Genomic DNA, 10,959 nt, shown 5'->3' with positions numbered 1-10,959 from the left:
TGCAACTGAAACCCCATAAACGACTCAATTACCAGAGAGGCATGAGGGCGCTATCACTGATTCAGACCACATTGTGAAACCCTTGTCATCCCCAAAGGGCTAAATCATAAATAAAGAATCAGAATCTCACTATTTCAGTAGTACAAAATATTGAAATAGTGAGATTCTGAATTAGTAAGATTTATCTCTAAAAAGCCTTCTATGAAAGCTTTCTCATGAAACTATTCTCACATAAGTTTCATTAAACTTTCACTCCCCCTTGCCAAAGTGTAGATAACGCAACAGCGTAGTTAGGGGAGATTATATCAATGAAAGTTTGTGTAATTGGTACAGGATATGTGGGGTTAGTCACAGGTGTTTGCCTGGCTGTAACCGGCCACTCTGTCCTATGTATTGATAACAATGCCGCTAAAGTTAAACTCATGCAGATGGGGCAGTCTCCGATTTACGAGCCTGGGTTAGATGAACTGATGCAATCAACCATGCAGTCAGGTCAGTTATCTTTTTCAACTGATTTAGCTGCTGGTGTTGATCATGGCGAAATCATTTTTATCGCAGTGGGAACCCCGGCATTACCAACTGGAGAAAGTGATACTCGGGCTGTAGAAGCCGTAGCTCGTGGGATTGGTACCCATCTGAATGGGGGTTACAAAGTAATCGTCAATAAGTCTACGGTTCCTATTGGTTCTGGAGACTGGGTAAAACAGCTGGTCTTAGAGGGGGTAGCTGAACATGGTCAATCCATTACTGGGTTTGATGTGGTCAGTAATCCAGAATTTCTGCGGGAAGGCTCAGCCATATACGATACCCTCAATCCAGATCGGATCGTTTTAGGGGGGAATAGTGAGACTACCATTCAACAAATGCAGGATCTTTACCTACCGATTATTCAGCGTCAGTGTGCCGAAGATCCAGCCTTGCCACCTGTGCCTGTAGTGGTGACGGATTTAGCTTCTGCCGAAATGATTAAGTACGCGGCTAATTCGTTCTTGGCAACCAAGATTAGCTTTATCAATGAAGTGGCGAATATTTGTGATCGCGTCGGTGCAGACGTCACCCAGGTCGCGAAGGGAATCGGGCTCGATAGCCGGATTGGACCTAAATTTTTACAGGCTGGCATCGGATGGGGCGGCTCATGCTTTCCCAAAGATGTGGCTGCACTGATTCATACGGCGGCTGATTATGGCTATGATGCGCCCCTATTAAAAGCGGCGGTCACAACCAATTGCAATCAACGGTTACTCGTGGTTGAAAAGCTCCAGCAGGTCTTGAAAATTCTCAAAGGTAAAACGATTGGCTTGCTGGGGTTAACCTTTAAACCCAATACGGATGACCTCCGAGATGCCCCTGCGATAGATATCATTGCCCAACTTCATCGGCTGGGGGCTAAGGTTAAAGCCTACGATCCGCTCCTCTCTTCTGGAGCACACCCAGCCGATTTAGATCAGGTGGAATTAGTAGCTGGTCCCGTTTCTCTAGCCATGGGCTGTGATGCATTGGTTTTAGTCACGGACTGGCCAGAATTCTTGTCCCTGGATTTTGGATCATTAACGGCAGCAATGCAAACCCCCATCATGATTGATGGACGTAATGTATTAGAACCCAAAGCGCTGATTAAAGCAGGCTTTCAGTATGTGGGGATTGGGCGTCCAGCTCCAGAAACTCCCAAGATTGATGCTGTCCAGACCGCAGTTGCCGTTTAACCCCTATTTAACGAATCACACCATCCTATGAGGACCGTTCAATGAGACTAATGGTCTATTCTCATGACGCATTTGGCCTCGGCAATCTCCGCAGAATGCTAGCCATCTGTGAGTACCTGCTGAAGGACCAAACCCATCTATCTATTCTATTGGTGTCGGGCTCACCCATGCTCCACGCCTTCCGGTTACCCAAAGGCTTGGATTACATTAAGCTTCCTTGCCTTAATCGAGGACAGTCAGGAACCCTATTCGCCAAATATCTCGGAACGGAGCTAGAGGAAACGATTAAGTGGCGCTCCCATTTAATTCATTCCGCAGCACTTCACTTCAAACCCGACGTATTGCTGGTGGATAAAAAGCCTTACGGGATTCAGCAGGAGCTGTTAAGCACCCTGGAGTACCTAGAAGCACATCTACCGGCAACGAAAAAGGTTCTCCTCCTAAGAGATATTTTGGATAGTCCTGCCAAAACGATTCAGGATTGGACACAACAGGGCTACTACCAGGCGATACAAACCTGGTATGACCAAATCCTCGTAGTGGGGATGGCTGAGCTGTTTGATGTGGCTCAAGAGTACCAATTCCCTCTGCCAATTGCTAAAAAGGTTCGCTATTGCGGTTATATTCGGAAATCTGTGCAGGGACTTAATCGAATGGAGCTTCGATGGTTTCTGCGGATTCAGCCCTCTGAGAAGCTGGTGCTGGTAACGCCGGGCGGGGGAGAAGATGGGTTTCCCCTGGTCAGTGCTTACTTAGAAGGCTTAAAGCATCTCCCGTCCCAAATGAAGTTACGAAGTGTGATTCTCTGCGGCCCTGAAATGCCCTTATCACACCAGCAAGAACTCCAAAATAAAGCCCTGCCTTATCCTGGCGTTGAGGTTCAAGTGTTTACGGATAATCTCCTTGGATACTTAGATGCGGCTGATGCCGTTGTGTCTATGGGGGGCTATAACACGCTGACGGAAATACTGGCCTTACAGAAGCGCACAGTGGTGGTGCCTCGCATCACCCCTTCTCAAGAACAGCTTATTCGGGCTGAACGGTTTATGCGCCATGGATTAATTCAAACCATTCATCCGGATCATCTGCAACCTAAAACCTTAATGCAAGCGGTCATGACCCAATTGGCAGATCGAGCTACCCCTGCTTTGGAACTTGATTTCAATGGGTTACCCAATATTGCTCATCATTTGTCGAACCTTTTTTTTCGCCACCCTCTCCGAGAACCCGCTTTAGCGTGAGGTTCGTTGACCACATTGATGGAACTTAAATTACAACGGGATACTTGTTATGAAAAAGTTGATGTTTTATTGCCAACACATTCTAGGCATAGGGCACTTGATCCGCAGTATGGAAATTGTCCGGGGGTTAACCCAAGACTTTCAGGTGTGCTTTATTAATGGTGGCGAGGTCATTCAGGATTTCCAGGTTCCTAAAGGTGTTACCGTCGTCAATTTGCCTGCTATTAAAACAGATACGGAGTTTCGTGAGCTCCGCCCCGTTGATAAGTCCCTGAGCTTAGAAGTTGTTGAGGAAACGCGCAAGCATCAACTGCTCAACCAAATCGCGACCTTTGAGCCTGACGTGCTGATGGTGGAACTCTTCCCCTTTGGACGGCGACGATTTTCCTTTGAGCTGATTCCCTTAATGGAAGCGGCCAAAGCAAGGGGAACCAAAGTGGTCTGTAGTCTGCGCGATATTGTGGTGACCAAGCAAGACCAAGCCCGCCATGAAGCCAAAATCTGCCGACTGATGAATCAATATTTCGATCAGCTCTTGATTCATGGCGACCCCAACCTACATCCATTAGAAGATAGCTTTTCTCGGGTTGAAGATCTCAACTGTGAGGTTCACTATACCGGGTATGTTGCTCAGAAACCTGAGAATAATCGACTGACGCTAGTGGATCGATGGGCATTGAGCAGGCAAACTCCCATGATTTTGGTCAGTGTGGGGGGTGGTCGATTTGGACATGAGTTGCTGAAAGGAATGGTTGGTGCAGCAGAATGCCTAGCAACTAGGATTCCCCATCATATTCAGATGTTTGCGGGTCCCTTTATCCCTGAGACTGTATTTTGGCAGCTCAAACAGGCGGGGCAAGACTGTTCTAACCTGCATATTCACCGCTATACCCCCAATCTGTTGGCGTATATGAAACGAGCGGATCTCTCCGTCAGTATGTCGGGGTACAACACCACCATGAATATTTTAACCACCGGGGTCAATGCTTTGATGCTGCCGTTTACCGGCAATGATGACCAGGAGCAAACCCTGCGGGTTCGACGATTGGATGAGCTGGGTGTGGTTCAAATGTTGCAAACGAGGGATGTTGCGAATTACAAACGATTGGCTCAACGGGTGGAATCCGCACTGAGTCATACCCCCCATCCCCCCCAATTTGATCTAGATGGGGTACGGCAAACCTCTGAGCGAGTGAAGTCGCTAGCTTATCAAACGACTTCTGCTGTTGCTGCATAGAATTTAGGGTTAGTTTGATGAAAAAAATTCTATTTTATTGCCAGTACCTGGCAGGCATGGGCCACCTGGTCCGCAGCACTGAAATTATTCGTAGCTTAGTTCGAAACTTTCAGGTTTGTTTGGTGATTGGCGGTGAACCGATTGAACAGTTCCAAATTCCTGAGGAAGTCAAGGTTGTTTACCTGCCAGCGCTGCGAGAAGAATCGGGGGAATTGATTGCCCTCAATCAATCCGTTGCATCGGTAAAGGTTGCTCGTCGACAACAATTACTCACCGTATTTGAACAGTTCCAGCCAGACTGTGTGATTACTGAATGCTTTCCGTTTAGTAAGTACAAAATGGCGTTTGAGCTATTGCCCTTATTGGAGCGGGCTAAAGCAGCCCAGGTGAAAGTAGTCTGTAGCCTCAGAGATTTGATTATGACCCAGTCCATGAGTGAAAAAGGATTGGCTCGCAAGCAGGCTCGGATTCTCGATCAGGTTCGGCAATTCTACGATTTGGTGCTTTGCCATAGCGATCCCAATCTCCAGTCCCTGGAGAGTTGCTTTCCCTCAACCCATGCCCTCACTTGTGAAGTGTTTTACACCGGATATGTCGCTCAATCGTTGGCGACTTCTGCTGAGCATCCACAAAACATCCAATCCCCTCGGATTGTGGCCAGCGTAGGTGGAGGACGATACGGCTATTCCCTATTAAAGGCTATCTGTGAAGTGGCTCCCCTTCTAAAACAAAACATTCCCCATCGGGTCTATATCTTTACGGGACCATTTATGCCAGCGTCAGAATTCGAGTCCCTCCAATCCCTAGCAACGCTCCAACCCAACCTGACGCTGCAACGATTTACCCCGCATTTGATGGATTACCTGTATGGGGCTGATTTGTCCATCAGCTTGGGAGGGTACAACACCACGATGAACGTGCTGAGCACCCAAGTTCGGTCCCTAATCCTGCCTTCCCCTTCTCCAGATCAAGCTGATGAGCAATGGATCCGGGCTTCGCGACTCGCCCAGCTCGGTGTTGTTCATGTGTTAGCCCCTGATCAACTCACACCAGCTACTCTAGCCCATGCCATCTTCCAGCGTTTGCATGGGCCTAAGCCCTCCCATGCCATTCATCTCAAGGGTGCTGAAAACACGGCCTGGCGCATACGACAGCTTTGCGACCAGACCGTTGCCCTTTCTCGATAAGCAGATTCATTAGGAGAACACAACCATGAGACGCAAAATTTGTATCACTGCTCTGGAATTTCCCCCTGATATTGGCGGAGTGGGGGAGTCGGTGCAACGGATATCCCACATGCTGATGGATCTTGGCTTTGAAGTCCATGTAGCCGTTTTTCGGGCTGTCTTCCGTGAACAACGCGCTAAGGCTGCCGCGGGGGAATTCCAACGTCCCACCTGCCAAACCACACAACAGGATGGTGTTTTGGTCCACCGCTTGCAGCCCGCTGTTCGGTCGACTCAAGCGAAAGAGCAAGACTATTTCTGTGACTTGTATGGACAGCTCCAGTCGTTACATCGGCAGTATCAATTTGATGTCCTACATGCCTTTTTCATCAATGAGATGGGGTTTCTAACGACTCTGTTAGGACAAGAGGCAGGTATTCCCGTGATCAACAGTGTGAGAGGAGCAGATCTGCATAAACATGCCTTTAGTCCCCAGCAGTTTGGTCAAATTACCTGGACTTTAAAACATTCTGCTTGGACGACCTTTGTGAGTCGAGATTTGATGCAGCGAGCGCGAGCATTAGTACCTGGTATTCGAAACAAATCGTCGGCGTTTTGGAATTCAATCTCACCCCTCGATTTCAGCCATTTACCTCAGCCTGCATTGGCTGACAAACTACAGGGGACAGTCATTGGTTCTGTGGGCAGTTTCCGGGACAAGAAAGGTTTGGAATATTTGCTGGATGCCTGTCAATCTCTAGAACTGAATACTCCGTTGACCCTCTTATTTGTCGGCGACTTTGTCACCAAAGAGCGTGAATACTGGCAGCGGGTGATTCAAAACAGTGGCTTGGCCAATCAGATTGTAATTACAGGTAAAGTTAGCCGAACTGAAGCACTTGCCTATCTGCCCTATATGGATATTTTTGCGATTCCCTCCCTACATGATGGTTGCCCCAATGCCTTACTAGAGGCAATGCTAGCAGCCAAGGCGGTTGTAGGCACCAACGTCGATGCCATTGGTGAAATTCTAGAAGACAACGTTAATGGACGGGTTGTTAACCCCGCTGATAGTGCGGCTTTGGCTCAGGCCCTTCAACCTTTGATCACTCAACCCCAACTCCGCGAGCGACTGGGGCTCGCAGCCCGAGAAACAGTGCTTCAAAAAATGGCCCCATCCATTGAGCAACAACAGTGGCAACAAGTGTACCAGCAAGTTCTGGAAACGACCCAACCAACGGACCCAATTTTGTCCCTCGTCTAAGTTCAGCGTAGGTTGGAGGTCTATCTAGAGTTCTCACCTACCTCTCCCAACCCGCTACGACCGTTAGGAGTGCGTCATTATGGCCTCATCATCTCAAAAATCCACTCAATATTTTCCGGGTCTCCGCAAAGTTATTCGGCAGTTTTGGCCTCAGGTGTATCAAGAAAAAACGCTACTTTCTGTTGCTATCGTCGGCTTAGTCATCGAAGTGTTCGCTCGATTATTGAGTCCCTGGCCCCTCAAACTCATCTTTGACTATGTGCTGCTCCCCAATGCCCATAATGCGGACCTAGATATCCCCTTTCTGAGGGATGCTGCTCCCGGTGTGCTGATCCTGATCTTAACCTTATCGATTATTGGCGTGGCAGCGTTAAGTGCAATGTCCGCCTACATCAGTCTGGTGAGTTTATCGATTGCGGCCAGCCGGATTATTTCTGACATTCGCAGCCAGCTCTATGGTCACCTGCAACGCCTCTCATTGGCCTTTCATTACCAAGCGAAAAGTGGTGACCTACTGACCCGGATTACGAGTGATATTGATCGGTTGCGCGACGTGATTGTCAACCATGCCCTCCCCTTATTGATCAATCTGTTCACGCTAGTCTCTATGGTTGGGGTGATGTTCTGGATGGATTGGGAGCTGGCTTTAATCGCCTTGGCGGTGCTGCCAATTTTTATGGTGTCTTCTTTGAGTATCACTCAACGTATTCGCACAGTGGCCCAGCGGCAACGTCGCCGAGAAAGTGCAATGGCAGCAACGGCAGCAGAGTCCATTGGGGCGATTAAGGTGGTTCAAGCGCTCTCCCTAGAGGGAGTGTTGGAGCAAATGTTTACCCATGACAACCGCAAGAGCCAGGAAGAAAGTGCCCGTACTCAGCAATTCTCCGCTGGCTTAAAACGAACGGCTGAAATCTTAGTAGCTGTGGCCACGGCACTGGTATTGTGGCGCGGCGTGTATTTAGTTCAGTTGGGCAAGGCGTCCCCTGGAGATCTGATTGTGTTTATCACCTATCTCAAAACAGCCTTCAAACCGACGCGGGAGCTGGCAAAGCAAATGGCCAAAATCTCACGAGGTATCGTATCTGCTGAGCGGATTATCGATGTGTTGAATGTAGAACCAGAAGTACGCAATACGAAAGGGGCGATTTCAGCCCCCTCTTTCCACGGTGCTATTCAGTTCGAGAATGTCAGTTTTGCCTACCATGACCATCAGACTACCCTCCAGAATCTGAGTTTTGAGGTAAAACCGGGTCAGCGTGTTGCATTAGTTGGCCCCTCTGGTAGTGGCAAATCGACCCTCGTCAGTTTACTCCTTCGCCTCTACGACCCTGATTCTGGTTGCATTTCAATTGATGGCCAAGATCTGCGCCAGTATCGACTGGATTCGCTACGCAACCAAATGAGTATCGTTCTCCAAGACAGTATTTTGTTTGGTACCTCGATCCGTGACAATATTGCCTACGGCGCTTTAGGGGCAACTGATGCAGAGGTAAAACGAGCCGCAAAGCTCGCCAATGCCCATGAATTCATCATGGCATTACCCGATGGCTATAAGACCCTTATGAGTGAACGGGGTGTGACCTTATCAGGAGGACAACGGCAGCGGATTGCCATCGCCCGAGCCGCAATCCGCAAAGCTCCCATCGTGATTCTCGATGAGCCCACCGTTGGTTTAGATAATAAAAGTGAACAAGCCGTGATTCAAGCTCTCAAACGCCTTACCCGAGATAGTACGACTTTACTGATCACCCATGACCTCAGTGTGTCCAAAGATTTCGATCAAATTCTCTATATAGAAGCAGGACAACTCCTCGAACAGGGCACTCATGAAGAACTGATGCAACGCGGCCAACATTATGCGGCCCTCTACCAACTTCAGTCTGCTGTATGCACCAATCATGTCCCCCCACTTCCAACCCTCACCCCTTAAATCACGTTCCACTTCATCGATTTCAAGGTTATTCCCATGTCACAACCCACCGTTACGATTATTGTTGCTCCTAGGGAACGCTTTCAATTTGCTCGTGAATCCCTAGATAGCCTTTACGAAAATACCTTTGTCCCTTTCAAGTTGGTTTATGTGGACAATAACTCTCCCAGTAGCCTTCGACAGTATATTGAATTTCAATCCCTACTTCGAAGTTTTCCGGTGGTTCGTTCGGAGACCTATCTGTCTCCCAACCAAGCCCGCAACTTGGGACTACAGTTTGTCACTACTCCCTATGTGGTCTTTGTCGACAATGATGTCGTTTTTGCCCCAGGCTGGCTAGAGAAACTAGTAAGCTGCGCTGAAGAAACAGGGGCCACTGTCGTTGGGTCACTGGTTTGTCAATATCTGCCTGTGCATACGATTGTTCATTGTGCTGGGGGAACCTATATGGCTCCTGCCGAATATAGTACCTTTGCCCGAGGCGAACTCAATCCATCCGGTACCCTTGACCAAACGGGGGGGTGGAAAATTCAAGAACGCACCCCATATCAAAATCAGCTCCTTTCTGAAGTCCGTGACCATCTTCACCGCCAACCAACCGGGTTCGTTGAATTTCATGCCATGTTAGTGCGGACAGCAATCTTTGATCGGATAGGTCCCTTGGATGAAGGCTTTTCTTGCACGAAGGAGTACCTCGATTTCTGCATGATGGTGACCCGTGCCGGTGGGCTGATTTACCTTGAACCGGACTCCATCGTTACATTCTTAACTCATCCGCCTGCCCCGGCTCTGCAGTGGAGAGATTGGCCGTACTTTATGCTCAGATGGAGTGATGCGTGGGAACTGAGCAATCTTCTGCATTATCAGCAAAAATGGGGTCTACAAGAGAGTAGCTATTTCCAAAAGCGGTATCAAAAACTGGGTCAGCGGCGACGCAAAGTGCTGATCAGACCTATTGCTAAGAAGTTTTCTTTTCTCGGCAAACCTGCGACCCAATGGATTGAAAAACAGCTTTTCCGGTTAGAGAAACACTTCAATCACTGGTTCTCTAAGTACCATGCCAGATCTCAATCTAACCCCCAGAAAGGTCAGTCTGATTTGAGTACCTATCCAACATCCATCACTCAGCAGATGAATCATTCCTACGTCAGACGTTAGGGCATCTGAGTTTATCTATCAATTCAATCTTGTAAGGAACAAAACAAATGCTATATCGAGAACTAGGTAACACGAATATGCAGGTCTCTGCCGTGGGGTTGGGGACTTGGAACATTGGCAATCAGTGGGGAGAGATTGATGAGAACACTGCTTTAGCAACAGTCCGCAGTGCCTTTGACAATGGGGTGAATATCTTTGATACTGCCGAATCCTACGGCATTCCGGCTGGACTATCTGAAGAACGATTAGGGAAAGCTCTTCAAGGGATTCGAGACCAAGTCCATCTGGTGACTAAAATTGGCCGTTGGGGACGTCGCAGCGGCCAAACGGTCCCGATGACCACTGTCGACATGGTGCGGTTGTGTACTCATGCATCCCTTTATCGATTGAAGACCGATTATATCGATGTAATGCTCTGTCATGAAGGAAAAATTGAAGATCCCAGTGTCTACCTAGAAGGGTTTGAACGACTGAAGGCAGAAGGTACCATTCGGGCCTATGGCATTTCCACGGATCGCCTAGATGTCCTGAAGCGATTCAATGCCAACCATACCTGTAGTGTGGTCGAAGTGGACTATTCCCTCCTCAGCCGCAACCCAGAGAAGGAATTTCTGCCCTATTGCCAAAAACATGGCATTGGGGTGTTGGTCCGCGGTCCATTACATAAGGGACTGCTATCCGGGAAATATTCCTCTCAAACCGTCTTTACAGATACGGTCAGATCTGAATGGTATGACAGTGATCTCAGTCGAGCCAAACTAGATCGTAAATTAGCCAAAGTCGAGCAACTCAAAACAGAATTGCAGCCTGGTACAGAGATGGTAACAGCAGCACTACGCTACGTTATTTCTCATCCAGTCCTGCCCGTGGCAATCCCTGGTGCAAAGTCACCAGAACAAGCTCAAGCGAATGCAGTGACGGGGGATTTGTGCTTATCTTCATCAGAGCGAGAACGCTTAGTGCGCCTCACCAAGTTGCCGGTTGCAGCCTAAGCTATCTCAAGCTGCTTCAAGATGAAAGTTTTCTCATACCACTTTCATGATTCTTTGAGAGATAAATCTGACAATAAGAACGAACCCTAAAGCGCTAGCACGCTTCATCCTTTACCTAGTTTGCTCCCCCCCCTTCGTTCCATCCCCAAACTCAATCATTTCAATCCAGCCAACCCTTCCTTGAGTTAACCCAATTCCAATCAGCGCACTGTGCACCCTTCCCTTTATGGTTCAGCAGCGGTCCTGTAGGGATGAATTTGTGCATTCC

At 48.4% G+C, this 10,959-nt stretch carries 8 protein-coding genes; all 8 read left to right on the top strand.

Annotation, left to right across the window (positions count from 1 at the left end; all coding sequences use genetic code 11):
- Positions 1-308: 308 nt before the first annotated feature.
- On the top strand, positions 309-1,703 hold the full coding sequence (locus Q0991_RS10715) for a UDP-glucose/GDP-mannose dehydrogenase family protein (protein WP_299488222.1): 1,395 nt from the start codon (positions 309-311) through the stop codon (positions 1,701-1,703).
- A gap of 50 nt (positions 1,704-1,753) precedes the next feature.
- Positions 1,754-2,944 carry a glycosyltransferase gene (locus Q0991_RS10710; protein ID WP_299488220.1) on the top strand — a complete coding sequence of 397 codons (1,191 nt, stop codon included), beginning with the start codon at positions 1,754-1,756 and terminating at the stop codon, positions 2,942-2,944.
- Positions 2,945-2,993: 49 nt separating this feature from the next.
- Positions 2,994-4,181: a glycosyltransferase gene (locus tag Q0991_RS10705; protein ID WP_299488218.1), complete on the top strand. Its 1,188-nt coding sequence runs from the start codon at positions 2,994-2,996 to the stop codon at positions 4,179-4,181.
- 17 nt (positions 4,182-4,198) lie between these two features.
- The gene (locus tag Q0991_RS10700) at positions 4,199-5,368 is read left to right on the top strand and encodes a glycosyltransferase (RefSeq protein WP_299488217.1); all 1,170 of its coding nucleotides are present in this window, start codon (positions 4,199-4,201) and stop codon (positions 5,366-5,368) included.
- A gap of 25 nt (positions 5,369-5,393) precedes the next feature.
- On the top strand, positions 5,394-6,611 hold the full coding sequence (locus Q0991_RS10695) for a glycosyltransferase (RefSeq protein ID WP_299488215.1): 1,218 nt from the start codon (positions 5,394-5,396) through the stop codon (positions 6,609-6,611).
- Between the two features lie 79 nt (positions 6,612-6,690).
- Positions 6,691-8,541, top strand: a complete 1,851-nt coding sequence (locus tag Q0991_RS10690) for an ABC transporter ATP-binding protein (RefSeq protein ID WP_299488213.1) — start codon at positions 6,691-6,693, stop codon at positions 8,539-8,541.
- A gap of 36 nt (positions 8,542-8,577) precedes the next feature.
- Entirely contained in the window at positions 8,578-9,699 is a 1,122-nt protein-coding gene (locus Q0991_RS10685) for a glycosyltransferase (RefSeq protein ID WP_299488211.1), read from the top strand.
- A 47-nt stretch (positions 9,700-9,746) separates the two neighbouring features.
- The gene (locus Q0991_RS10680; RefSeq protein WP_299488209.1) at positions 9,747-10,691 is read left to right on the top strand and encodes an aldo/keto reductase; all 945 of its coding nucleotides are present in this window, start codon (positions 9,747-9,749) and stop codon (positions 10,689-10,691) included.
- Positions 10,692-10,959: the final 268 nt, after the last annotated feature.

This window comes from Acaryochloris sp. IP29b_bin.137 (genome assembly GCF_028285745.1).
GTDB lineage: Bacteria > Cyanobacteriota > Cyanobacteriia > Thermosynechococcales > Thermosynechococcaceae > Acaryochloris.
Note: the sequence above shows the minus strand (reverse complement) of the source record. Positions and strands in the feature narration are given on the sequence as shown.